The organism is Bradyrhizobium sp. HKCCYLS3070 (assembly GCF_051167575.1).
Classification (GTDB): domain Bacteria; phylum Pseudomonadota; class Alphaproteobacteria; order Rhizobiales; family Xanthobacteraceae; genus Bradyrhizobium.
The window spans coordinates 1-23,304 of sequence record NZ_JBNPTI010000006.1 but is presented as its reverse complement, the minus strand read 5'-3'; the positions used below and the strand labels follow the sequence as shown (position 1 = coordinate 23,304).

General features: G+C 65.1%; 27 protein-coding genes. 8 read left to right on the top strand and 19 right to left on the bottom strand.

All coding sequences use genetic code 11. The features are described from left to right. The first annotated feature begins 46 nt into the window (after positions 1-46). Positions 47-322: a hypothetical protein gene (locus ACQR03_RS20010; RefSeq protein ID WP_315713008.1), complete on the top strand. Its 276-nt coding sequence runs from the start codon at positions 47-49 to the stop codon at positions 320-322. A 50-nt stretch (positions 323-372) separates the two neighbouring features. Here the strand turns inward: ACQR03_RS20010 and ACQR03_RS20005 are convergent, their stop codons facing one another. Further along, complete coding sequence (locus tag ACQR03_RS20005; RefSeq protein WP_315752890.1) at positions 373-1,347, bottom strand: quinone oxidoreductase family protein; 975 nt, start codon at positions 1,345-1,347, stop codon at positions 373-375. A gap of 211 nt (positions 1,348-1,558) precedes the next feature. On the opposite strand from ACQR03_RS20005, the gene ACQR03_RS20000 reads away from it, so the two are divergent. The 3 genes from ACQR03_RS20000 (at position 1,559) to ACQR03_RS19990 (ending at position 3,833) form a co-directional block, all read left to right on the top strand. Next, entirely contained in the window at positions 1,559-1,819 is a 261-nt protein-coding gene (locus ACQR03_RS20000) for a hypothetical protein (RefSeq protein WP_315825146.1), read from the top strand. 177 nt (positions 1,820-1,996) lie between these two features. Further along, positions 1,997-2,320 (top strand): DMT family transporter, encoded by a 324-nt coding sequence (locus ACQR03_RS19995; RefSeq protein WP_315713012.1) that lies wholly within the window; start codon positions 1,997-1,999, stop codon positions 2,318-2,320. A gap of 1,291 nt (positions 2,321-3,611) precedes the next feature. Beyond that, on the top strand, positions 3,612-3,833 hold the full coding sequence (locus ACQR03_RS19990) for a hypothetical protein (RefSeq protein WP_315713638.1): 222 nt from the start codon (positions 3,612-3,614) through the stop codon (positions 3,831-3,833). A 47-nt stretch (positions 3,834-3,880) separates the two neighbouring features. On the opposite strand, the gene ACQR03_RS19985 is transcribed toward ACQR03_RS19990, so the two are convergent. From ACQR03_RS19985 to phnG, 9 genes are read right to left on the bottom strand one after another with little or no spacing between them, the layout of a single operon-like run. Continuing rightward, positions 3,881-4,492, bottom strand: coding sequence for a pyridoxamine 5'-phosphate oxidase family protein (locus ACQR03_RS19985; protein WP_315752888.1), 612 nt, complete (start codon positions 4,490-4,492; stop codon positions 3,881-3,883). Then, a complete protein-coding gene (gene phnN, locus ACQR03_RS19980) occupies positions 4,470-5,111 on the bottom strand; it encodes a phosphonate metabolism protein/1,5-bisphosphokinase (PRPP-forming) PhnN (protein WP_434841786.1) in 642 nt (213 codons plus the stop codon). Before phnN ends, ACQR03_RS19985 begins: the two co-directional genes overlap by 23 nt. Then, positions 5,108-6,265, bottom strand: a complete 1,158-nt coding sequence (locus tag ACQR03_RS19975) for an alpha-D-ribose 1-methylphosphonate 5-triphosphate diphosphatase (RefSeq protein WP_316166107.1) — start codon at positions 6,263-6,265, stop codon at positions 5,108-5,110. Before ACQR03_RS19975 ends, phnN begins: the two co-directional genes overlap by 4 nt. A gap of 15 nt (positions 6,266-6,280) precedes the next feature. Further along, entirely contained in the window at positions 6,281-6,979 is a 699-nt protein-coding gene (gene phnL, locus ACQR03_RS19970) for a phosphonate C-P lyase system protein PhnL (RefSeq protein ID WP_434841785.1), read from the bottom strand. Between the two features lie 19 nt (positions 6,980-6,998). Next, entirely contained in the window at positions 6,999-7,793 is a 795-nt protein-coding gene (gene phnK / locus ACQR03_RS19965) for a phosphonate C-P lyase system protein PhnK (protein ID WP_315825148.1), read from the bottom strand. Continuing rightward, positions 7,786-8,670: an alpha-D-ribose 1-methylphosphonate 5-phosphate C-P-lyase PhnJ gene (locus tag ACQR03_RS19960; RefSeq protein ID WP_316166105.1), complete on the bottom strand. Its 885-nt coding sequence runs from the start codon at positions 8,668-8,670 to the stop codon at positions 7,786-7,788. Before ACQR03_RS19960 ends, phnK begins: the two co-directional genes overlap by 8 nt. Continuing rightward, positions 8,667-9,770, bottom strand: coding sequence for a carbon-phosphorus lyase complex subunit PhnI (locus ACQR03_RS19955; RefSeq protein WP_434841784.1), 1,104 nt, complete (start codon positions 9,768-9,770; stop codon positions 8,667-8,669). The genes ACQR03_RS19960 and ACQR03_RS19955 overlap by 4 nt, the downstream gene beginning before the upstream one ends. Before the next feature lie 3 nt (positions 9,771-9,773). Next, a complete protein-coding gene (phnH, locus tag ACQR03_RS19950) occupies positions 9,774-10,385 on the bottom strand; it encodes a phosphonate C-P lyase system protein PhnH (protein WP_315752881.1) in 612 nt (203 codons plus the stop codon). Next, positions 10,385-10,840: a phosphonate C-P lyase system protein PhnG gene (gene phnG, locus ACQR03_RS19945; protein ID WP_315713029.1), complete on the bottom strand. Its 456-nt coding sequence runs from the start codon at positions 10,838-10,840 to the stop codon at positions 10,385-10,387. Before phnG ends, phnH begins: the two co-directional genes overlap by 1 nt. Before the next feature lie 119 nt (positions 10,841-10,959). Here phnG and phnF point away from each other — a divergent pair, with 119 nt between their 5' ends. After that, positions 10,960-11,685, top strand: coding sequence for a phosphonate metabolism transcriptional regulator PhnF (phnF, locus tag ACQR03_RS19940; RefSeq protein WP_315752880.1), 726 nt, complete (start codon positions 10,960-10,962; stop codon positions 11,683-11,685). A gap of 35 nt (positions 11,686-11,720) precedes the next feature. Here the strand turns inward: phnF and ACQR03_RS19935 are convergent, their stop codons facing one another. From ACQR03_RS19935 to phnC, 9 genes are all read right to left on the bottom strand, one after another. Then, positions 11,721-12,563: a phosphodiesterase gene (locus tag ACQR03_RS19935; RefSeq protein WP_315752879.1), complete on the bottom strand. Its 843-nt coding sequence runs from the start codon at positions 12,561-12,563 to the stop codon at positions 11,721-11,723. A gap of 7 nt (positions 12,564-12,570) precedes the next feature. Further along, positions 12,571-13,623, bottom strand: a complete 1,053-nt coding sequence (locus ACQR03_RS19930) for an ABC transporter ATP-binding protein (RefSeq protein ID WP_315752878.1) — start codon at positions 13,621-13,623, stop codon at positions 12,571-12,573. 5 nt (positions 13,624-13,628) lie between these two features. Then, positions 13,629-14,414: an ABC transporter permease gene (locus ACQR03_RS19925; protein WP_315752877.1), complete on the bottom strand. Its 786-nt coding sequence runs from the start codon at positions 14,412-14,414 to the stop codon at positions 13,629-13,631. A gap of 4 nt (positions 14,415-14,418) precedes the next feature. Next, positions 14,419-15,234 carry an ABC transporter permease gene (locus ACQR03_RS19920; RefSeq protein ID WP_315752876.1) on the bottom strand — a complete coding sequence of 272 codons (816 nt, stop codon included), beginning with the start codon at positions 15,232-15,234 and terminating at the stop codon, positions 14,419-14,421. Positions 15,235-15,286: 52 nt separating this feature from the next. Continuing rightward, a complete protein-coding gene (locus ACQR03_RS19915) occupies positions 15,287-16,294 on the bottom strand; it encodes an ABC transporter substrate-binding protein (protein ID WP_315752875.1) in 1,008 nt (335 codons plus the stop codon). Positions 16,295-16,453: 159 nt separating this feature from the next. After that, positions 16,454-17,302: a phosphonate ABC transporter, permease protein PhnE gene (gene phnE, locus ACQR03_RS19910; protein WP_315713042.1), complete on the bottom strand. Its 849-nt coding sequence runs from the start codon at positions 17,300-17,302 to the stop codon at positions 16,454-16,456. Then, positions 17,299-18,183, bottom strand: a complete 885-nt coding sequence (gene phnE / locus ACQR03_RS19905; RefSeq protein ID WP_315713044.1) for a phosphonate ABC transporter, permease protein PhnE — start codon at positions 18,181-18,183, stop codon at positions 17,299-17,301. Before phnE (ACQR03_RS19905) ends, phnE (ACQR03_RS19910) begins: the two co-directional genes overlap by 4 nt. 95 nt (positions 18,184-18,278) lie before the next feature. After that, positions 18,279-19,211, bottom strand: a complete 933-nt coding sequence (gene phnD, locus ACQR03_RS19900) for a phosphonate ABC transporter substrate-binding protein (RefSeq protein ID WP_315741002.1) — start codon at positions 19,209-19,211, stop codon at positions 18,279-18,281. 79 nt (positions 19,212-19,290) lie between these two features. After that, complete coding sequence (gene phnC, locus ACQR03_RS19895; RefSeq protein WP_315752874.1) at positions 19,291-20,100, bottom strand: phosphonate ABC transporter ATP-binding protein; 810 nt, start codon at positions 20,098-20,100, stop codon at positions 19,291-19,293. 174 nt (positions 20,101-20,274) lie between these two features. Between phnC and ACQR03_RS19890 the strand changes: the two genes are divergently transcribed. From ACQR03_RS19890 to ACQR03_RS19880, 3 genes are read left to right on the top strand one after another with little or no spacing between them, the layout of a single operon-like run. Beyond that, positions 20,275-20,937: a DapH/DapD/GlmU-related protein gene (locus ACQR03_RS19890; RefSeq protein WP_315752873.1), complete on the top strand. Its 663-nt coding sequence runs from the start codon at positions 20,275-20,277 to the stop codon at positions 20,935-20,937. Then, entirely contained in the window at positions 20,934-22,118 is a 1,185-nt protein-coding gene (locus tag ACQR03_RS19885; protein WP_315752872.1) for an alpha-D-ribose 1-methylphosphonate 5-triphosphate diphosphatase, read from the top strand. The genes ACQR03_RS19890 and ACQR03_RS19885 overlap by 4 nt, the downstream gene beginning before the upstream one ends. Before the next feature lie 6 nt (positions 22,119-22,124). After that, the gene (locus ACQR03_RS19880) at positions 22,125-22,835 is read left to right on the top strand and encodes a DUF1045 domain-containing protein (protein ID WP_315752871.1); all 711 of its coding nucleotides are present in this window, start codon (positions 22,125-22,127) and stop codon (positions 22,833-22,835) included. The last annotated feature ends 469 nt before the right edge of the window (positions 22,836-23,304 follow it).

Here is a 23,304-nt window from a genome sequence, read left to right as displayed (position 1 = left end):
GAAATAATGGAGCGATCACAGTCAGCCGAAGGCGAACCGGCGCTCCATGCAGTATTTCGTCGTGATGATCGACTACGGCCGGCGCGGACGCGAGGCCGTGGTCGATCCTGAGATGACCCGGCGCGACGTCGTTGCGCGCATCGCGTCGGGGGAATATTCGAACGTCAGCTTCATCCACGAGATCGTCGACCGGTCGGTTGCCGACGTCACGGCCGACATCATGTCCGAAGCCGCCCTGCCCGAGATCGATGGGCGGGACGCCGACCTGCAGGCCGCCCGGTCCGATCACCTCCGCGACCTGCGCAAGCACGAGCGGGTTTGACCCGGCTGCGCCGGCCCTATCGGGATCTCGCGACCGGAGGACGCGCCAGATCAGACCAGAAAGACCGTCGAGCCGGTCGTCTTGCGTGCCGCGAGATCGGCGTGAGCCCGGGCCGCCTCCTTGAGCGGATAGGTCTGGTTGACCTCGATCTTCACCGCGCCAGATTTGACCACGTCGAACAGCTCGTTGGCCATCGCGACCAGGCTCTCGCGCTTGGCGGCGTAGGTGAACAGCGTCGGCCGGGTCACGAACAGCGAGCCCTTCTGGGCGAGCAGCCCGAGATTGAGCGGATCGACCGTGCCGGAGGACTGGCCGAACAGCACGGCGTAGCCGAGCGGCGCGAGGCAATCGAGCGATTTCAGGAACGTGTCCTTGCCGACGGAATCATAGACCACGGGCACCTTCTTGCCGCCGGTGATCTCGCCGACGCGCGCGACGAAGTCCTCCCGCGTATAGATGATGGTGTGCTCGCAGCCGTGGGCCTTGGCCAGCTGCGCCTTGTCATCGCTGGATACGGTGCCGATGACGTGAACGCCGAGATGCTTGGCCCACTGGCTGAGGATGAGGCCGACGCCGCCGGCGGCGGCATGCAGCAGGATGGTCTCGCCCGCCTTGACGCGGTAGGTCTGCCGGATCAGGTACTGGGCGGTCAGGCCCTTGAGCATCATGGCAGCGGCGGTCTTGTCGTCGATCTCGTCGGGCAGTTTCAACAGCAGCGCGGCCGGCATCAGCCGCGCCTCTGAATAGGCGCCGAGCGGCGACGAGCCGTAGGCGACCCGGTCGCCCACCTTCAGGTCCGTCACCCCTTCGCCCAGTTCCTCGATCACACCCGCGCCCTCGCTGCCCAGTCCGCTCGGAAGCTGGACCGGATAGAGCCCGGAACGATTGTAGATGTCGATGAAGTTGAGCCCGACCGCCGTGTGGCGGATACGCGCCTCGCCGGGGCCGGGCTTGCCGACCTCGATCTGCTCCCAAGCGAGAACCTCGGGACCGCCGGTCTTGTGGAAACGAATGGCGTTCGTCATGGGTTATCCTCCCTGTCGGATCGCGCGACGCTGCGCCGCTCGGCCGCGCGCCGGCCCCCCTTGCGGGCCGTTCGAGCTTTGTTTTTCCGCGACCGAACCTCGGTCATCCGTAGCCGCTGTCGGCTCGGTTTGGCAATCGGCTTTGCCAGCCGGCACAGGAACAACGTTCACCGTTCCAGCGTTCATCGGCCATAGCGTGGAGTCCGAGCCCATGCCGCCCAAACGACGCAGCGCAGTAGTCAATCCGGCCATGCTGATCGAGCTGGCCTGCCACACCTTGATGGGCATCGCCATGGGGCTCGGCTTCGCCTTCGGGCTGACCCAACTGGATGCGTTCGGCATCTCGACCCTGATCGCCCACAGTGTCGATCCGCACGCGACGCTCGTGATCTTCGTCGGTGTATTGACGCTGTCCTTTGCTGTCGGCGCAACGCTGACAGGATTCGTATTCACGATGATGGAGGAGAGATAGACCCGACGCGCGCCCAGCTTGTCATATGCGCGTCGCGCAAACCATGCAGATGGACGGCAGGTTCGACCGGCGCGGAGATGACGAAATGGCCGGACTGCTCGGTGCAGGCGATCCGCGGCTTCGCGAGGCCCGCCTCGGATCTGTGGGCGATGTTACACCGTTGGGCGCGCGGCCCTCATGAACGGCTGGCTAGCTCTGTTCGCGGCCGGAGCTCTCGAGATCATCTGGGCGCTTGGCCTGAAGCATTCCGACGGCCTGACGCGCTTCTGGCCCAGCGTCGCCACCGTGATCGCCATTCTGCTCAGCTTCGCGATGATGTCGCTCGCGCTGCGCTCACTGCCGTTTGGCACCGCCTATGCGGTATGGACCGGGATCGGCGCGGCCGGGAGCATCCTCGCCGGCATGATCCTCTACAGCGAGCCGGCGGACCCGACACGGCTGATCTGCCTCACGCTGATCATCACCGGCATGATCGGGTTGAAGCTGAACTCGCCGGTCTGACACCATCGACGACCTCCGGCAGGAGCGCGACAGCTCGACGCTGCCGAACACGACCAGGGCGAGCACAAACGGCAACAGGTGATAGAGCGCGCGGAAGATCAGCAGCGCCGCCAGCAGGCGCTCCTGGTCAACGCCGCCCAGGCCCAGCAGGATCGTTGCGTCGAACAGGCCGATGCCGGCTGGGGCATGGCTGGCAAATCCAAGCAAGGTCGCGGCAATGAAGACCGCCATCAGCCGCGCGAGGTCGATGCCGAGTTCCGGCGGCATGAGGACGTACATTGCCAGCGCCGCGGCGCTGAGCTCGAACAGGCCGACCACGATCTGCAGCAGCACGGCGGGCCCGGACGGCAGTCGAACGGGCCAGCGCGCACTTCGCCGCCCGGGCCAGCTCCACACGACGAAGGCGGCAACGGCGCAAAGCAGTGCCGCGGCAACGAGACGGTTGATCGCCGGCGGCCAATATTCCATCCATCCGAAGGCATCCGGATCGATCATCAAGCTCAGGCCGAGCGCGGTGAGATTTCCGAGCCAGAAGGTCAGGCCGGTCAGGAAGCTGATATTGGCAATGTCGATCGCACCGAGCCGGTACGGCGCGTAGATCCGATATCGCACCAGCGGCGAGACCAGCGCGACCGCACCGATGCCGTGCGCGATCGGGTAGCTCGTGAAGCTGCCGAGCGCGGCGGCGCGATAGGGAATGTCCCGGCGGCCGATCGTCCGCAACGCGAACAGGTCGTAGAGCGTGAGGCTGGCGTAGGAGAGGACGATGAACGCCAGCGCCATCGCGATCAGATGAAGGTCCGTGGCCTCGACGATCGACAGAACATGAGCAAGGTCGAGCTTCTTGACGGCGCGTGCCAGGACATACACGGCCGCAGCTGCAATCGAGAGGCTCAAGGCCAGTCCGCCCAGACTGCGCAACCAGATTCTGCGGTTCGATCGCAGCGGCGGAACGTCGGTCAGGTCAGCCATTCAACGTGTTTCGCTTCAAACATGCGCCGGCCGATTCGAGCAGGACGATGGCGCCGTTTGACACACCGATGTGACAGCGGCGTTACCGTTGTGCGCTGCCCACATGGCTTAATTATCTGTTAACGACGGACGATCGTTCACCGCTACCAACACGGCGAGCTGCAATGCAGCACCACATTCGCGATCATTCAAATTTGAATTAATCGCGGGCGGGTTCGAGCGTAATGACGTGGACCGTATCAGTACGGATGCATGAAGGTCGCATCTTCGTCACGCGGACTTTCTAAGACGAGTGCCGGACGTCAACATTCGAGGCAGCATGAACGCGGAATTCGAACACGAACTCACGCCGGACCAATGGGAGACGCTGAAGGCGCTTCGCATTCCCGCGCGTGAACGCCGCAGGCTGAACGGCATGATTGTCGACGAGCTCACTGCATTTGGACTCGCCTCCATCGACAATGGCGCGGCAACACTCACAATGGCCGGCCGCAAGGTGCTCGTCAGGGGATCCTCACGCCTGCTCGATGTCGCAGCCTGATCTTTAGGAGCGCGGCCTCCCCTTTTTTGAAGAGCCGCGCTCCGAATTCACCACATCGATTTCCGCGCACGCTCGGGCCACTCGCGATCGTACGCCGCGCCGTCGATGTCGTTGGCCGTCATCGCCGCAAGGATCTGTCCCGGCGTAGGCAGTTGCTGCGGGTCGACCCGCTTGTCCGGGTTCCAGAGATCGGCACGAACGATCGCGCGCGCACATTGGAAGTAGATCTCTCCCACCGTCATGACCAGGACGGAGCGCGGCAGCTTGCCTTCCATCCGGAACGACTCCAACAGATCGGGAGCGGTCGACAGGTGACCGTGCCCGTTCACACGCAGCGTGTTGCCCGATCCCGGAATCAGGAACAGCAGTGCGATCCGCGGATCGCGCACGACGTTGCGCAAGGAATCCACGCGATTGTTGCCGCGGCGATCCGGCATCATCAGCGTCTTGTCGTCATGGATGCGGATGAAGCCGGGAAGATCGCCGCGCGGCGAACAGTCGAGACCTTCGGGACCACACGTCGCCAGCGCCACGAAAGGCGACTTCTCGATCATGATCCGGTAGTGCGGCGTCACGCGATCAGCCACCTTCGCCGTCGATGCCAGCCCCGTCTCGCCATAGATCGCCTCGAGCTGCTCAATCGTGGTGATGATCGACATGGCCGCTTCCTCCCTCGGATCCGATCGGTTCTGCGTCGATCGGTCGCTTGATGATGTTCGCCAGCCTGTGACCGTGCGGCTCGGGATCGCCGACATTGACGATCGTGACGTCCGCTGCGGCGTCCTCGCTCACCGCCCGGTGAAGACGCTCACCGATATCGCCGTCACTCGGGCGGTGCCGCTTGCCGAGCCGTTCGGCGAGAACATCCGCCGGCGCAGTGATGGCGATGACGATGACGTCGGCATAGTCCCGCCGCGCGGCGGGAATGATCGTTCGCGAGACGTTCACGACCACGATGCGGCCGGCCAGGATGTCATTCTTGATCGCGCGCGGCACGCCGTAGTCGTGTCCGTGGGCCTCCCAATGCAGCGCGAACTCACCGGCGCTGAGCGCCTCACGAAAAGCGGACGCGCTCATCTCGAGATTATCCTCGAAAGCCGAGGCCTCGCGCGTGACGATCCGCCGCGGAAAAACGATCCGGTCGTCGCCAGCGCATTCGCGGCGCGCCACATTGAGCAAGGTGTCCTTGCCCGCGCCGCTCGGCCCGACCACCAGGATCAGGCGGCCGGGACCGAGCTTCGCGGGCGTCTTCGCCGATGCAACCTCGGTTTCGCTCATGCCACCCGCTGTCCTTCCCGCCAGACGCTGCGCACGACCGACAACTGGCCCGCGACATGGACGCGGATCAGGTCCGCACGCTTGCCCACCGCGATCTCGCCGCGATCATGCAGGCCGACGGCGTCCGCAGGGGCCTTGGTGACGGTGCGGACGGCCGCCGCAAGACCGATGGACGGCACCCGCTGCGGCAATTGCAGCGCGCCCATCAGCAGGCTCGACGGGACGTAGTCCGACGACAGAATGTCGAGCAGGCCCTCGTGCGCCAGGTCCACGGCGGCGATATTGCCGGAGTGAGACCCGCCGCGCACCACGTTCGGAGCGCCCATCAGAATGCTGATGCCCGCCTGGTGAAGGCCCCGCGCGGCTTCCATCGTGGTTGGAAACTCCGCGACGGCGATGCCGTCCTTGATTGCATCGGCGACGTTCTCCTCCGTCGTGTCATCGTGACTGGCCAGGGGCACGTCATGGGTCTTCGCCAGTGCAACGATGTCGCGCATGTTCGGCGCCGCATAGGCCTGCTGATAGGCGAAGCGGCGTGCGAACATCACGTCGAGCTCCGCATCGGTCTTGCCGCCGCTCTTGCCGCGATAGTAGTCGCGCAGCTTGCCTTCGTCGCGAAACTGGCGCTGCCCGGGCGTATGATCCATCAGCGACATCAGCCGCACATCCGGACGCCCCGCCAGTTGCCGCGCCTCCTCGACCACGGTCGGCATCGGCACCTCGCAGCGCAGATGCAGGAAGTGATCGGACCGCAGCAGCCCGCCGTCGCGCGCCGTCGCGATCGCTTCCGCGAGCACATTGGCCTGGCCGTCGACGCCCTCGGCGCCCTCCTCGCTCCACACCCGCAGCGAATCCAGCACCGTCGTGATGCCCGCGGTCGCAAGTTGCCCGTCATAGGAAATGACCGCAGCAACGGGATCCCAATAGACCTTGGGGCGGGGCACGAAATGCGCCTCGAGGTGATCGGTGTGCAGTTCGACCAACCCGGGCATCAGCAGGTCGCCGCCGGCATCCAGGCTGCCGGCCGGCGCCGCCCCCTCGCCCAGTTCCGCGATCCGGCCTCCGGCGATCGCCACCCAGCCCTGCTCGACGACCCGGTCGGCGAGGACCAGCCTGGCATTGCCTATCACGAGATCGGACATGTTCGCGCTCATCTGCAATTTGTCCCTTTACGCCGCCGCGGCGAATGTCATGACGTCGACCATGCGATCCGCAATCTGCGCACGGATATCGTCATCATGCACGATCGCGAGCATCGCCACCCCGTCCTTCTTCTTCGCCGCAATCAGGTCGACCACGACCGCACGGTTCGCCGCATCGAGCGACGCGGTCGGCTCATCGAGCAGCAGCACCGGGACATCGGAGATGAAGCCGCGTGCGATGTTGACCCGCTGCTGCTCGCCGCCCGAGAAGGTCGATGGCGGCAGCGACCACAGCCGCTCGGGAATGTTCAGCCGCCGCAGCAGTCCCCCCGCTCGCACCCTCGCATCGTCGCGCGGCAGGCCGGCCGCGAGCAGCGGCTCGGCAACGACATCGAGCGCAGGGACGCGCGGCACCGCGCGCAGGAACTGACTGACATAACCGATGGTCTGCCGCCTCGCATGGAGGACAAGGCGCGGCTCGGCGCCGGCGAGATCGGTCATCTCGCCGAGGTGCCGGACGCCGATGCGTCCGCCATCGCAACGGTAGTTGCCGAAGATCATCTTCAGGATCGACGACTTGCCAGCACCCGACGGTCCCGACAACACGACGCATTCGCCGGCCTTGACTTGGAACGACACGCCGCGCACCACGGGCAGCGATATGCCGCCCTGCAGATGCATGGTGAAGGTCTTCTCTGCATTCTCGACATCGATCGTCACGGTCATCGCATTGGGCCCAATTGCATCATGGCGGCAGGATCGAGGACACGAGGAGCTGTGTGTACGGCTCGCGCGGATCGTCGAGCACCTGGTCGGTGAGGCCGGTCTCGATCACCCGCCCCTCCTTCATGACCATCACACGATGAGACAGCAACCGCGCCACGGCCAGATCGTGGGTCACGACGATGGCGGCGAGGCCGAGTTCGTTGACGAGGCTGCGCATCAGATCGAGCAGGCGCGCCTGCACGGAGACATCGAGGCCTCCGGTCGGCTCGTCCATGAACACCAGCCTGGGCTCGGTCACCAGATTGCGCGCGATCTGCAGCCGCTGCCGCATGCCGCCGGAATAGGTCCGCGGCGCATCGTCGATGCGGGCAACGTCGATCTCCACGCGCGCGAGCCAGGACGAGGCGGTCTGCCTGATCTGACCGTAGTGATTCCAGCCGACCGCCATCAGCCGCTCGCCGACATTGGCGCCGGCGGAGACCGCCATGCGCAAGCCTTGCGTCGGGTCCTGATGGACATAGCCCCAATCGGTGCGGAACAGAAAACGGCGCTCCGCCTCGCCAAGGCCGGCAAGATCGCGCAGCACCCCGTCCCGCATCCGATAGGACACGCGGCCCAACGTCGGCGCCAGTTGCGCCGACAGCATCTGCAGGAGTGTCGATTTGCCCGAGCCGGACTCGCCGACGATGGCGAGCACCTCGCCGGGATAGAGCACGAAGGAGACGTCGCGGCAGGCTGCCAACCGGCCGTAGCTCTTCGCAAGCCCTTCCGCGACGAGCAGCGGCTGATCGGACGCGCTGATCATCTCAGCCATGGGCGCTCTCCTTGTGCGGGGCGGCGCTCTGCTCGCCACGATGTCCGGACGCCTGGCGGCCCTCGCAGTAATCGGTGTCGGAGCAGACGAACATGCGGCTGCCCTTGTCGTCGGTCACGATCTCGTCCAGGTAGGAATCCTCCGCGCCGCACAGCGCGCAGGGTGCATCGAACTTGTAGCGCGTGAACGGATGGTCCTCGAAATCCAGCGAGACGACCGGCGTATAGGGCGGAATGGCATAGATTCGCTTCTCGCGTCCCGCACCGAACAATTGCAGCGCCGGGCAATTGTCCATCTTGGGATTGTCGAACTTCGGCGTCGGCGACGGATCCATCACGTAGCGCGCATTGACCTTGACCGGATAGGCGTAGGACGTCGCGATGTGACCGAAGCGTGCGATGTCCTCATAGAGCTTGACGTGCATCAGGCCATATTCGGCCAGCGCATGCATGCGGCGGGTCTCGGTCTCGCGCGGCTCGAGAAAGCGCAACGGCTCCGGGATCGGCACCTGATAGACCAGCACCTGCCCCTCGTGAAGCGGCGCCTCGGGAATGCGATGCCGGGTCTGGATCACGCTCGCCTCTTCCGTCGACGTCGTGGTCGCGACGCCCGCGGTCTTGGCGAAGAATTTGCGGATCGAGATCGCATTTGTCGTATCGTCCGATCCCTGATCGATGACCTTGAGCACGTCGTCGGGACCGAGAATGGCGGCGGTGACCTGCACACCGCCGGTGCCCCAGCCATAGGGCATCGGCATCTCGCGGCTCGCGAACGGCACCTGATAGCCGGGAATCGCGATCGCCTTCAGGATGGCGCGACGGATCATCCGCTTGGTCTGCTCGTCGAGATAGGCGAAATTGTAGGTCGGCGCGCTCATTCCGCAGCTTCCTTCAATTCGGGAACGGCATTGGCCTCGGCGAATTCCTGGCGCAGCTTGCGCAGCAGGCCGAGCTCGGACTGGAAGTCGACATAGTGCGGCAGCTTCAGATGCTCGACGAACCCGGTCGCCTGCACATTGTCGGAGTGCGACATCACGAACTCCTCATCCTGCGCCGGCGCAATCACATCCTCACCCAGCTCACGCGCCCGCAAGGCGCGGTCGACCAGCGCCATCGACATCGTCTTGCGCTCGCTCTGGCCGAAGGCGAGACCGTAACCGCGCGTGAAGCACGGCGGCTCGGTGGCCGACCCCTTGAACTGGTTCACCATCTGGCATTCGGTCAGCTCGATCGATCCGAGCGGCACCGCGAACCCGACCTCCTCGGCCACGAACTCGACCTCGACTTCGCCGAAGCGGATTTCGCCGGCAAAGGGATGGTTGCGGCCGTAGCCGCGCTGGGTCGAGTAGCCGAGCGCGAGCAGAAAGCCCTCATCACCGCGTGCGAGATTCTGCAACCGCAGATCACGATCGGCGGGAAAGCCTAGGGGATCGCGGGTGAGATCGCCGACCGGCGCGCCAACATCGGCTTGCGGCGACGGCTCGATCAGCCCGTCCTGGCCGAGAATATCGGTGACACGTGGCGTCGGCGCATTCGGCGCCTCGGCACGGGCCGGCGGCTCCGGCTCGGCGGCGGCCGCCAACTGCGGATCGAGCAGCCGATGCGTATAGTCGAAGGTCGGCCCGAGCACCTGGCCGCCCGGAATGTCCTTGAAGGTCGACGAGACGCGCCGCTGCACCCGCATCGCACCGGTGTCGACCGGCTCGGTCGCACCGAAGCGCGGCAGGGTCGCGCGGAAGGCACGCACCAGGAAGATCGCCTCGATCAGATCACCGCGTGCCTGCTTGATTGCGAGCGACGCGAGCTCGCGGTCGTACAGCGAGCCCTCGGCCATCACGCGATCGACGGCAAGCCCCAACTGCTCGGAGATCTGCGCCAGCGAAAGTTCGGGCACATCGCGATCACCCCGGCGTTCATGCGCCAGCAGCCGGTGCGCGTTCTCGATGGCGCGCTCGCCACCCTTGACGGCAACATACATGCCTCACTCTCCTGCGGAAACGAGTCGGGTCGTTCGCGGGATGGCGACGATGGACGAGCCATCGACCAGCACCACATCGACACCACGCGGAAACAGCTTCTCATTGATCGACAGCCGCTCGAACAGATCGGCGGGCGCGACCGTTGCACGGAACGATGTCGTCCCGTCGATGCCTGGACCGCGCAGCTTGAACGCCGGCCCTCCGGACAAGCTCGGCACCTGCAGGATCAGCGTCGTCGAGCGATCAGGGTATTCAGCACTGCCGAGCGCGAATGAATCCAGATCAGGCAGCGCTTCGGGGTCCGCCGCCACCGCAAAGCAGGCGAGCGCGGCATCGGCGACGATCGGCGCCCCGGTGTGAAACTTGAGCCAGGCGCCGACCTCGGGCGTGCCGGCGAGCGGCGCATCGAGCCAGATCGGCGTATCGTGATCGAACAAGGTCAACGCGATCGCGGCAGCACCAGGCATCAACGACGACGGCCGGCCGACATTGCCCTCGACCTGCCGCACATTGCCCGGACGCGCCATGGCCTCCATGACGGTACGGAAGGTGGATTGCGCGGACAGAACATTGTCGGCGAAACCGTGTTGCAGATCGGATGCCGCGAGACCCATCAGCCCTCTCCTCGCACCATGGTGTAGAAATCGACACGCGTGGCCGCAGCCTCCTCCGCTCGATGCTCCCGCGATGCGCGCATCTGCTCCTGCAGCGGCGCGACCACCTGAGTCTCGATCGATCGCGCATGGCTCGACGACTGGATCATCGCGTCACACAGCGCCATCAGACGCGCCTTGCCGGCGTCTCGTCCGAGCACATAGCCGAACCCGACCTCGCCGCTCTCCAGCCGTACCGCGGCGCGCGACACCGTCGCTTCGCCGACATTGAACGGCGCGCCATCACCGCCGATCCGGCCCCGCAGCATCACGAGACCATTCTCCGCCGGACGCAGGTCGCGATACTCAGGCAGCGCCAGTCCGTCGAGCCTGGCGCGGATGTCCGCATGCGAGGCATGCGCCAATACCCGCATCGCCGTCCTGCGCCGGTCCTGCATCGCGGTCTCGCCTTCCATCTTCACCCCGAACTTGCTATCGCGAAGTTGTCTATGTTAATAGACAACTTCGTAACGAAGCGCCATGACTGTTTGATGACATGGGCGTGATTTTCAGGTCGCGCAGCGGAGAACCGCAGATGAGCATGCAGGGCGCTGACTCGGGCGTGGCACTGTGGCGCCGGGTGGCCGACGGCATCGAGCGCGACATCGCCGACGGCCGCTTCGCGGCCGGCACCCGCCTGCCCGGCGAGACCGAGATCGCCGAAACCTACCGCGTCAACCGTCATACGGTGCGTCGCGCGCTCGCGACCTTGGCCGAGCGCGGCCTCGTGCGCGCCGAGCGCGGCAGCGGCACTTATGTCGAAGCGCCTCGTCTGTCATATCCCCTGAGATCGCGAACCAGGTTCTCCGAGATCGTGGGCGCCGGCGGGCGCGAGCCGCGCGGACAGTTGATCGCAGCGTCCGAAGAGTCGGCGACGCGCGAACTCGCGCACGCGCTCCGACTGAAGACGGGGGCGCCGCTGGTCCGAATCGAGGCACTGCGTCTTGCCGACAAGACCCCCATCTGCGTCAGCACGTCCTGGCTGTCGTCCGAGCGATTTCCCGAGGCCGGCCACATCTTCGCATCGCTCCGCTCGATGACGGCGCTGCTTGCGCACTACGGCATTCGCGACTATCGCCGCGGCGCGACCAGGATCACGGCGGCCATCGCCGACGCGAGCGACGCCGCACGGCTCGACCTCGCGCTGGGCCGTCCGGTGCTGGTGGTCGACAGCACCGACATCGATGCCGATGGGACGCCGCTGGTCAGCAAGCGCTCGCGCTTCGCGGCGGAGCGCGTGACGTTCGAGGTCGAGAGCTAGACCAGACCCCGCCGCCTCGCTTCGTTCTTGCGCCCTCAGTCGATGAGCGTGCCGTCCTGATTGAAGAACGGATGCGGCCCGTCGAAATCCCCGATCGGCACCTGATGCGTGACGACCGTTCCAAATCCCGGTCCCGGAAACCAGGCATGTAGGTGAAAGGCCGGTGGCTCGATCCGGAAGGATGGCGGGCGAAGCTCGGCCAGGTCGAGCGCGACGGCATGGTTCGGTGCCGGGCAGATCGTGCAGGGGATGCCCGCAAACCGGGTCAGCGTCGCGCGATGAACGTGACCGCACCCGATCAGTTGCACCCGCGGATGGCGCGTGAGGACGGCCGCGAGATCGTCGGCGTTGCGCAGGTTCTGCCGGTCCATGTGCCAGATGCCAGTGGCGAACGGCGGGTGGTGCAGAAACAGCAGGGCCGGCCTTTCGCTGGATCCGGCCAGCGCGGCGTCGAGCCATTGCAGACTCGCTTCATCGAGCTCGCCATGCGGATGGCCGGGCACGCTGGAATCGAGCAGAAGCAGATCGAGATCGGCCAACTCCACGCACCGGTTCAGCGGACCGGTGGGTTGACCATGCAGAGCGTCCGGAAACGCCGCGCGCATCAGCTCGCGTGAATCGTGATTGCCGGGCACGGCGACGAATGGAGTTTCGAGCTCGGCGAGAAGATCCTTGAGATGATCGTACTCGGCCGACGACGGCGTATCGACGAGATCGCCCGAGATCACCACCAGATCGAATTTCGGCTCGAACCGGTTGAGCTCCGTGATGCAACGGGCCAGCGCGCGCGCCGTATTGACGCGGCGGTAGGCGAGCCGGCCGGGCGCCTTGATGTGCAGGTCGGATATCTGGGCGATGACGACGGGGCTCTTGGTCATCAGCAGATCAGCCTTTCTCCGGCAACAGCCGAATGGAGTCCGGGGCAATCCATAGGCCGATCCGCTCTCCCGCAGCGACCCTGATCGAATTCGGCGCGTCCACGGTCAGTGCAATTGAGGCGGCGTCGCGGACGATGATCCGCTGCCGGTCGCCGACAAAGCGGACGCTGTCGACGACGCCAGTCAGACTCGATGCCGCGGCGTCGACGATCCCGATCGTTTCCGGCCGAACCATCGCCACCGCCAGGTTACGTGGACCGGGATCGGCGATCGGCTGCCGACCTCCCGGCAGAACGAGCTGGGCGCCGTCGATCGGCGCCTCGATGATGTTGGCCGCGCCGACGAACTCCGCGACGAATCGATCGGCGGGCGAGAAATAGATTTCGCGCGGCGTCCCGATCTGGGCGATGGCGCCCTTGCGCATCACGACGATGCGGTCGCCGAGCTCCATGGCTTCGGCCTGGTCATGCGTGACGTAGATCGCCGTGATGCCGAGCGTGCGCAACAAGCCGTTGAGCTCGCCGCGCAGGCGCTCTCGCAAGGCCGCATCGAGCGCGGTGAGCGGCTCGTCGAGCAGCAGCACGCTCGGCCGTATCGCGACCGCGCGCGCCAGCGCGACGCGCTGGCGCTGGCCGCCCGAGAGCTGATCGATTCGCCGATCTTCGAGGCCGGCGAGGTTGGTCAGCGTGACCAGCTCCGCGACCCGCGAGGCGCGCTCCGGCTTGGGCACGCCGCGGATCTTGAGCCCGTAGCCGATATTGTCCGCGACGGTCATGTTGGGGAACAGCGCGTAGGATTGAAACACCATGCCGACGTTGCGCTTCTCGATCGGCTGCCTCGTCAGATCCTTGCCGCCGAACAGCACGCGCCCGCCCGCATCGGGTGTTTCGAGCCCGGCCACGATCCGCAGCAGCGTGGTCTTGCCGCAGCCGGACGGCCCCAACAGCACCAGCGTCTCGCTCTGCGCGATGTCGAGCGTGGCGCGCGCGAGCGCGCAGGTCCCGTCAGCAAAGGTCTTGCCGCAATTCTCCACCTTGAGGGCGGCTCCATGCCGGGTCATCGTGCTCACCTCAGGCTTCCTCTCTCGCCGATCCATTGCATGGCCACCAGCAGCGGGATGATCATGACGAAGAAGATCAGCGTGTAGGCGGACGCGACCTCGAGCCGCATCGATGCGTAGCTGTCGGCGAGGCCGACCGGCAATGTCTTGGTCAGCGGCGTATGCAACATCCAGGTCAGGTTGAACTCTCCGAGAGATAGTGTCACCACCATGAGGCTGCCCGCCAGGATGCCGGGCGCGGCGTTGGGAACGATGACGTCGATGAAGCGGCGCCATGGCGCGGCTCCGACCGATGCGGCACCTTCGTCGAGCGACTTCACGTCGATCGTCGAGAACACCGCCATGACGGACCGCACCATGAATGGCATCGTAAAGATCACATGGCCGGCGAGGATGAACAGCCATGAGCGGCGGAAGCTTCCCGCCCCGCCATAGGTGAGCAACAGCGCAAGCGCGATGGCGAGCCCGGGAATCGCGAGCGGCAAGGTGATGATTTCCTCGACCAGCCGCGCCAGCCGTCCGCCGCGAACGTACAGCGCATAGGCAGCGGGAACACCGACCACGAGCGCGACCGCCAGCGTGCCCAGCGCGATCAGGATCGATGCCATGATCGTGCCCGCGTAGAGCTCCCAGACCTCGGCCACCCACTGCAGCGTCACGCCGGATTGAATGCCGCGGAAGTAGTTGACGGTCACGCCCGCGGCGATCGAAAGGCCGGCCGGCACGGCCAGGAAGGCGGCGACCAGCAGTGTGAACAGCAGTTGAAGGATGAAGATGGCTCTGTCGCGCACGTGCCTACCCTGCCGCTGCCACCGAGCTGCCGGCGAAGGAGCGCGCCAATGCGAGCATCAGCCAGGTCATCAGGCCAAGGCCGACCGAGAGCGCCGCCGACGTGGCCAGGTTTCCGGCCAGCGTGAACTCCGTGTAGATCAGCATCGGCAACACGTCGATGTTCGTGGCCAAGGTGAATGCCGTTCCGAACGCGCCCATCGCGGTCGCGAACGCGATTGCGCCGGATGCGATCAGCGCCGGGGTCAGTGCCGGCAGAATCACGTCGCGCAGCACGGCCCAGGGGCTTGCGCCGAGCGAGCGCGCGGCCTCCTCCAGCCCCGGGTCCAGCTTCTGCGCGGCAGCCATGATCGTGAGGATCACCCGCGGAATCGAGAAATAGAGATAGCCGAGGAACAGCCCGTAGATCGAATAGGCGAATACGAGCTTGTCGCCGGTGAGCCGGGACGAGACCTCGCCGATCAGCCCCTGACGGCCAGCCAGAAGGATGATCATGAAGCCGACCACAACGCCCGGAAAAGCGAGCGGAAACGTCAGGATCGCAACCAGGATCGCGCGGCCCGGAAACCTGTGGCGCTGCAGAAACAGGCCGGCGATCGTCGCAATGACCAGGGTCGCGATCGTGGTGGCCGCCGCCAGCGCCAGCGTGTTGAGGAGTGTCGTGCGGTAGCGCGGCTCGAGAATGATCGCGAGATATTCGGTCAGACCGTGCGGTCCCTCGGCGCCGGTCGCGAGCAGCCTCGCCATCGGCAACAGGAAGAATGCCGCGGTGACGGCCGCCAGGGGCAGCAGGCAGAGCCGGACGAAGGATTTGTGCGACATGTGATCAAGTGCACCTCCGCCGGATCGTCTCCGGCGGAGGCGCGGTGCTCCTTCAGCGGACTTCGGACAGATAGCGATCGACGAAGCCCTTTTGCGCAGCTTCCATATCGCCCCAGTTCACGCTCTTGGCGCGGGCGTAGTCGCTGTCCGGCAGGAACTTGTTCTTCACCGAGTCCGGCAGCTCGATCGGGCGCGCCGGACGCAGATAGGCATTGGTCCAGATCGCCTGGCCCTTGTCGGACAGCAGATAGTCGATCACCTTCTTCGCCTTGTCCTTGTCGGGCGCGTTCTTCACAAGGCCGACGACATAGGGAAAGACCACCGAGCCTTCGCAGGGAATCACGAACTCGAAATTGCCCTTCTCGGTATATTTCGCGCGGTAGGCGTTGAAGTCGTAGTCGAACAGGATCGGGATCTCGCCCGAGACGACACGCGCATAGGACGTCTGCTTCGGCACGATCGGATCGTTCTTGCGCAGATCCTTGAAGAACGTAAGGGCTGGCTCGAAATTGGCCTGCGAACCGCCGAGCGCGAGGTTGACGGCAACGGCGCCGACATAGCCGACGGCCGCAGAGCTCGGATCGAGGTAGCCCACCATGCCCTTGTAGTCGGGTTTGAGCAGGTCCTTCCAGCAGGCCGGAACGGGCTTGCCGCCGAGCGCGTCCTTGTTCACGAACAGACCGAGCGTGCCGGAGTGGATCGTGGTCCAGTAGCCGTCCGCATCCTTCAGGCCGGCGGGGACCTGATCCCAGTTTGCGGGCTTGTAGGCCTCCAGCGCGTCCTGCGTCTTCGCCTTCATGCCGAAGGTGACGCCGAAATAGCCGATGTCGCCGACCGGATTGCTCTTCTCGGCGAGGATCTGCGCCAGCGCCTGGCCGGAGTTCTTGTTGTCGTGTGGAATGTCGTAGCCGAGATCGGTCTTGATCGCCTTGAGCATCGAGGCCCAGTCGGCCCATTCCGGCGGGCAGTTGTAGCAGATGACGTCCGCGGCTTTGGCCGGCTGCCATGATGCGGCAACACATAGCGCGAGCAGCGCGAGAACGAGGCGAGTGAGCTTCATGAAGACGGACTCCGTATGTCCTGGCATGGCAGCCAGTTCCGGAGCTTCCCCTAAAGGCGGCACGTGAAGGATTTGCGACAGTCGGTGCAGCACACACAGCCGGCACTGCATCCTGATCGTTCGTAGGCGAACGATCGCAACCTTCGGATGCCGCGCTGTTCAAGCAATGGCGCGGCGGCCGATGATCGCAAAGCGCAGCTTGCCTGAGATCCAGTCGATCACAGCCACCGCAACGAGGATCATCAGGATCAGGAACGACACCTTCTGCCATTCCAGCACGCGGATCTGCTCCGCCAGCTGCAGCCCGATGCCTCCCGCGCCGACGATGCCGATGATCGTCGCCGAGCGCGTGTTGGATTCGATGAAGTAGAGCACCTGGCCGGCAATCACGGGAAGAACCTGCGGCAGAAGGCCGAAGCGGATCTCATGCAGCGGGCTGCCGCCGGCAGCGCGAACGCCCTCGACCTGCCGCCGGTCGGCGCTCTCCATCGCCTCCGAGAACAGCTTGCCGAGCGCTCCGAAATCCGAGACCGCAATCGCCAGCACTCCGGCGAACGGCCCGAGGCCGACGACATTGATCCAGACCAGCGCCCAGATCAGTGTGTCGACGCCACGAATGGTGTCGAACAGGCGACGCACCGGAAAACGGAAGATCGCCGACGGGATGATATTCCTGGCTGCAAGCAGGCTGACCGGAAGAGCGAACACGGCCGCCAAGGTGGTGCCGAGCACCGCGATCGAGAGCGTCTCGCCGAGCGCCTTGAGATAAATCGGAAGCGATGAGCCGGGATCCGGCGGCAGCATCATCCGCGCGATCCAGCCGAGCTGGCCGAGGCCGGACAGCATCCGCGACGGCGAGAAGTCGAGATCGACCAGACCGAAGACGAAGATCGCCACGGCCAACGCCAGCACGAGCGGCGTTGCAAGGCGTGCGGACAGCGGCCGATTGAAGATCTGCGGATAGCGCTCGGCGAGCTGCTTCGGGTCGGGTGAGCCGGAGATACTCATGTGCGGGCCTCCGAGCCGAACAGGCGGCCGCGCAGCCAGCCGGTACCGATGTCGATCAGGAACACGGTGACCACGATCATGACAAGAATGGCGCTGACGTCGGAATAGTAGAACTTGCGGATCGCGACCACGAGCTCCTGGCCGATGCCGCCGGCACCGACGAAGCCCATCACGGACGCCTCGCGCACGTTGATCTCGAACCGCAGCAGCGTGTAGCTGGAGAAGCCGGCGATGACCTGGGGCAGCACGGCAAAGCGCATGCAGGACAGCCAGCTCGCGCCGGTGGCGCGCACGCCCTCGACCGGCTTCATGTCGGCGTTTTCGACGACCTCGGAGAACAGCTTGCCGAGCGCACCGCTCGAATGAAGGGCGATGGCGAGGACGCCCGGGATCGGCCCAAGCCCGAAAGCAATGACGAAGATCAGGGCGAACACGACGCTCGGAACGGTGCGGGCGAATTCCAGGAGCCGGCGCACCGTGAAGCGGATCCACGGCGCGGGCGAGGTGTTCTCGGCGGCGAAGAAGTTGAGACCGAATGCGACGAGCATTCCGGCCATCGTGCCGACGTAGCTGATCAGCAGCGTCTCTGCCAGAAGCTTGATCCACTTCTTGAAGCCCCAGAACCATTCGGGCAGATTGGTCCAGACCCGCTGCCCGTCGTCGAGCGTGAAGATGCGATCGAAGTAGCTGATGAAGTTGCCGAAGTAGGTATAGAACGTCCGCGGATTGACCTCGGCACCGATGGCCGCGGCGAAGAGCACCGCCAGGAATACCATGGCGGACAGGGCAAGACGCAATCGACGGCGCGAAACGGCCCGCCGATAGGTCTCGTTCAGAGCCGCAAGCTGCTGGCTCGGAAGGATCGAAACGGCAACAGCCATCGGCTTCGTGCTGCTCTTGGTTCGGACGTGCGAGGGATTCTTCAACGGACGAGCCGGGCCCCACGAGACCCGGCTCACCATCGATGGATCGTCGATCAGGACGCCTTCTTGCGCAGGCTGTCGACGAATTTGATCAGGTCGATCGTGCCATCCCAGTCCTTCGTCGTGGCAGGGTGGAAGCCCTTCTTCTGGCCGTCGGAGAGACGGTCGAAGGCGGCCTTGTCCTTGATCGGCGCATCGAAGAAGGCCTTGGCGATCGCCGATTTCAGATCGTCCGGCAGGTCCGTGTTGTAGGCGTAGGGGCCGTTGATGATCGGCGCCGACTTGTGAATGATGCGGAAGTCGTCCTTCTTCATCGGCGAACCGTCAGCGTTCTTCAGCATGCCCTTGGTCAGCATCTGGGCCAACGTCGAATCGTTGTCGCTCGTCCATTGGTTGGCCGCGATGTCGACAGTCCCCTGCGAAAGGGCCAGCACCGCGTTCTCGTGGCTGCCGGTGAAGACAACCTTGCCAAAATACGTCTCGGCGTCGGTCACGCCCATCTTGTTGAGCTCGAAGCGGGGCACGTTGTTGCCCGACGTTGAGTTCGGATCGACGAGGCCGAGATTCTTGCCCTTGAGGTCTTCGACCTTCCGGTACGGGCTGCTCGCCTTGACGAAGAACACCGAATAGTAGCCGGTGCTGCCGTCGGAGTTGATGTCGTTGGCGAAGGCATCGGTCTTGACCCCGGTGAGCCGGGCGCGGGCAAACGACGCCGAGCCATAGCTCGCGATGTGGATGTTGCCGGCGCGCTGGCCTTCGATCACGGCCGCATAATCGTTGGCGATACGCAGCGTCACCTTCACGCCCAGCTCTTTCGAGAGATAGTTCACGAAAGGCGTCCAGCGCTCGGTGACACCCGAGGCGTTCTCTGCCGGGACCACGGCGAAGGTCAGCTCAGGATACTTCGCCTTCCAGTCCTCGGCTGACGCCGAGGCCGTGAAAGCCAGCGCAGCGACGCCCGCCAGAACGATGCGACGATTGATCATAACATGCCCTCTTGTTGCAGTAAGTAACAGGTCTCGCCCCCGCGCCATGCGGAAGCTCGAGCTTGCAGAAATCCGCGTCTCAGGCCACGGCCGCTTCGCCAAGTACCGGCACCGTTGCCGCCGGTGCCGGATGGATCGAACCCATCACCTCGTCCGCCTCGAGATCGTAGAGTTCACGTGCGATCTGCGCCGTCAGCGCCGACGGCACGTCGTCGAACACGATCCGTCCGGTCGCCATGCCGATCAGGCGATCGCAATAGCTGCGCGCCAGATCGAGCGAATGCAGATTGCAGACGACGGTGATGCCGAAATGCTTGTTGATGCGCAGCAACGCGTCCATCACGATCTTGGTGTTACGGGGATCGAGCGAGGCGATCGGCTCGTCTGCGAGAATGATCTCGGGGTTCTGCACCATCGCGCGCGCGATCGCGACGCGCTGCTGCTGCCCGCCCGAGAGCTGATCGGCGCGCTGCGCGGCGAGGGAGGCCATGTCGAACTGTTCGAGCGCGGACAGCGCCATGGCGACATCCTCCGCTGGCCAGAGCAGCGCCAGCGAGCGCCACGACGGGATTTCGGCCAGTCGCCCCATCAGCACGTTCGTCAGCACGTCCAATCGGCCGACCAGATTGAACTGCTGGAAGATCATCGCCGAGCGCGCGCGCCACTGCCGCAGGTCACGGCCGCGCAGCGCCGTCACGTCGAGATCCTTGAAGAGGACGCGCCCGCCACTCACCGGGCTCAGACGATTGATGGACCGCAGCAGGGTCGACTTGCCGGCGCCGGAACGCCCGATCACGCCGACGAAGCTGCCCGGTGCAACAGAGAAGGATGCATTGTCGACTGCGGCTTTCATGCCAAAACGGCACGTCAGGCCATCCACCACCAGCATTGAATTCTCCAGACGCCTCGCTTTGGCCTATCGCTAGCGTCTGGATTCTACAGTTATGTGACAGGGACACTGCGGCGCCACGTCCGTCCACATGCCGGTCACAGTCATGCAGATGTCACGCCTCTGTCATAGGGGAGATCCAACACCCTCACAGGCGTAGAGACAGGACGCGAGATGGCCGGCAAGTCGCTTTCGATTGAACCTACCGTTGATCCCTCGGCCAAGCTCCAGGACGTGACGCTCGGCGCCTATTGCGAGATAGGCGCCCGCACCATCCTGCAGGAGGTGACGATGGGCGACTACTCCTATGTGGTCAACGATTCCCAGATCACCTACACGAGGATCGGGAAGTTCTGCTCGATCGCGGCGATGACCCGGATCAATCCGGGCAACCACCCGATGCAGCGGGCGACGCAGGCCCATTTCACCTATCGCGCCAGCGCCTATTTTCCAGGAGAGCCGGACGATGCGGAGTTCTTCGCCTGGCGGAGAGAGCATCATGTCCAGATCGGACACGATGTCTGGATCGGCCATGGCGCGATCGTGCTGCCGGGCCGCAACATCGGCACCGGCGCGGTCGTGGCGGCTGGCGCCATCGTCACCAAGGACGTTCCGGCCTATACCGTCGTCGCCGGCAATCCGGCGCGCCCGATCAAGCGCCGGTTTCCGCACGAGGTCGAGCAGCGGCTGCTGGATCTGGCGTGGTGGGATTGGAATCACGAGGCGCTGCGCGCGGCGCTGCCGGATTTTCGCAAGCTCGCGATCACTGCGTTTCTCGACAAATACGAGGCTGCCCTCGACGCGCGCGTCGCGGTGCTGCAGAGTGCCGCCCCATGACCGATATCTGCATCTCGCGAGGCCGCTGCCTCGTCGATACCGACCTCGTAGACACTTCCTTGATCATATCCGGCGGCGTGATCGCCGGCATCGGGACACCGGGACGCCGGTCGGGTCTCGAACTCGATGCGGAGGGGCTCACTGTGCTTCCCGGCATCGTCGACATCCACGGCGATGCGTTCGAGCGCCAGATGATGCCGCGCGCCGGGGTCGATTTCCCGACAGACGTTGCGCTGATCGACAGCGACCGCCAGGCCATCAGCAATGGCATCACCACGGTCTTTCACGCGACGACCTGGTCATGGGAGCCGGGCCTGCGCAGCGCCGACAATGCGCGGCGCCTGCTCGAATCGATCGAAGCGCTGCGCCCGCGGCTCGCAGCCGACACGCGCTTTCATCTGCGTCACGAGACCTTCAATCTCGACGATGAGGAGGAGATCGGCCGGTGGCTCGCCGACCGGCGCGTTGACCTGTTCGCCTTCAACGATCACATGGATTCGACGGTGGCGAGTCTGGACAAGCCGCACAAGCGCCAGCGCATGGTCGACCGCACCGGCCTGCCCGGCGCGGAGTTCGACCGGTTGGTCGCGCGCATCGCCGCTCGCGCCGACGCCGTTCCGGCCTCGATCGCGCGGCTGGCCGAGATCGCACGCAAGGCTGGTGTCCGCATGCTGTCGCATGACGACAACAGCCCGGCCATGCGCAAGGCGTTTCGCAGCCAGGGAGTGACCATCGCAGAGTTTCCGGTCAATGAGGAGACCGCGCGCGAGGCCGCTCAAGGGGACGACGCGATCGTATTCGGCGCGCCCAACGTCGTCCGTGGCGGCAGCCATACCGGGTGGACGAAGGCCAGCGACATGATCGCCAAGGGCCTCTGCTCGGTGCTGGCCTCCGACTACTACTATCCAGCGCCGCTGCTGGCAGCGTACCGGCTTGCGGCCGACGGCGTTCTTCCGCTGGCGCGCGCCTGGGATCTGATCTCGGGCAGCCCTGCACGCGCAGCCGGGCTGGCGGACCGCGGCACGCTCGCCGAGGGCCGCCGCGCCGATATCATTCTGGTCGACGACCGCGTGCCGTTGCGCCCCCATGTCGTCGCCGTGATCGCGTCCGGCCGGCTGGTCTATCTCACCGAGACCGACCGGCTGAACGCCCGGCCGGCGCGTGCCATGGCGGCGGAGTAGCGAACCATGGCCAATCTTCTGCGCTATGCGATCTATTATGCTCCACCAGCGACGGCGGATCTGGCGGAATTCGGCGCGAGCCTGCTCGGATACGACGCGTGGAGCGGCGATGACCGCAGCTTTCCGAGCGAGATCGTCCGCGCGGTTCCAGACTGGGCTGAGCTGACCGCAGACCCGCGCAAATACGGCTTTCACGCGACCTTGAAGGCTCCGTTCGAGCTGTCCGATGCGGAGAACGAAGCCGCGCTCCGCAGCGCCTGTGCCGCGTTCGCGGCCACGCCGCGAGCCGTCCCGGCCATCCGTCCGATCGTGGACGCGATCAGCGGCTTCATCGCGATGATCCCCGGCGAGCCGTCGCCGGCGCTGCAACAGCTCGCGGCCGATTGTGTCCAGGCCTTTGAGCCATTTCGCGCTCCGATGACGGCCGACGACCGTGCTCGGCGCAAGCCGGATCTGCTGACACCACGGCAGCGCGATCATCTCGATCGTTGGGGTTATCCCTATGTCATGGAGGATTTCCGCTTCCACATGACGCTGACCTGCCGGCTGTCCGACGAACGGCGCCGGCCGATCCTGATGATGCTGCAGGAGAGATTCGCGGCACTGTCACTGACAAAGCTCCGGATCGACAGGATTGTGCTGTTCCGCCAGGCCAATGCCCACGAACGTTTCCGCATCATCGGAGACTGGCCGCTCACGGTCGTCCAGGGGGGATAGCGGCGTCAGTTCGGCATGGCCTGCATAGTGCGGCGGCGCCTCGCGGTCGAAGACCGAGAGTGGCGGCGAGATGTCGGCGCGCTCCCGCGGCAGGGCTCCCCATCCTGCCGCGAGCGCGGCTGAGGTCGCGAGAAATCGTCGATCGATCGACAGGCTCGCGCTTGCATTTGGTGCCGAGACAGTTTCGCTCATGGTGATGAACTCCTCCCAGGCCGATGAAAATCTGCGAGGAGACTATGGTCAGGTCATCGCGCAGCAAGGCGAAATAACAGACGCGATCTGCTGAAAAGCTGACAACACTGTGCGCCGTGCGACACCTTGCACCGTGCCGCGCCGTGATCTGCCGACGGCTTGTCGCCTTCATGCCGCTTAGCGAGTCGCCGTGGTCAAACTGACCTTGCCCCCTGGGCTTAATCCAGTTTTGAGTTCGTTCTGGCCCACGACAAGGACCAGGACATGAAGCGCAGCC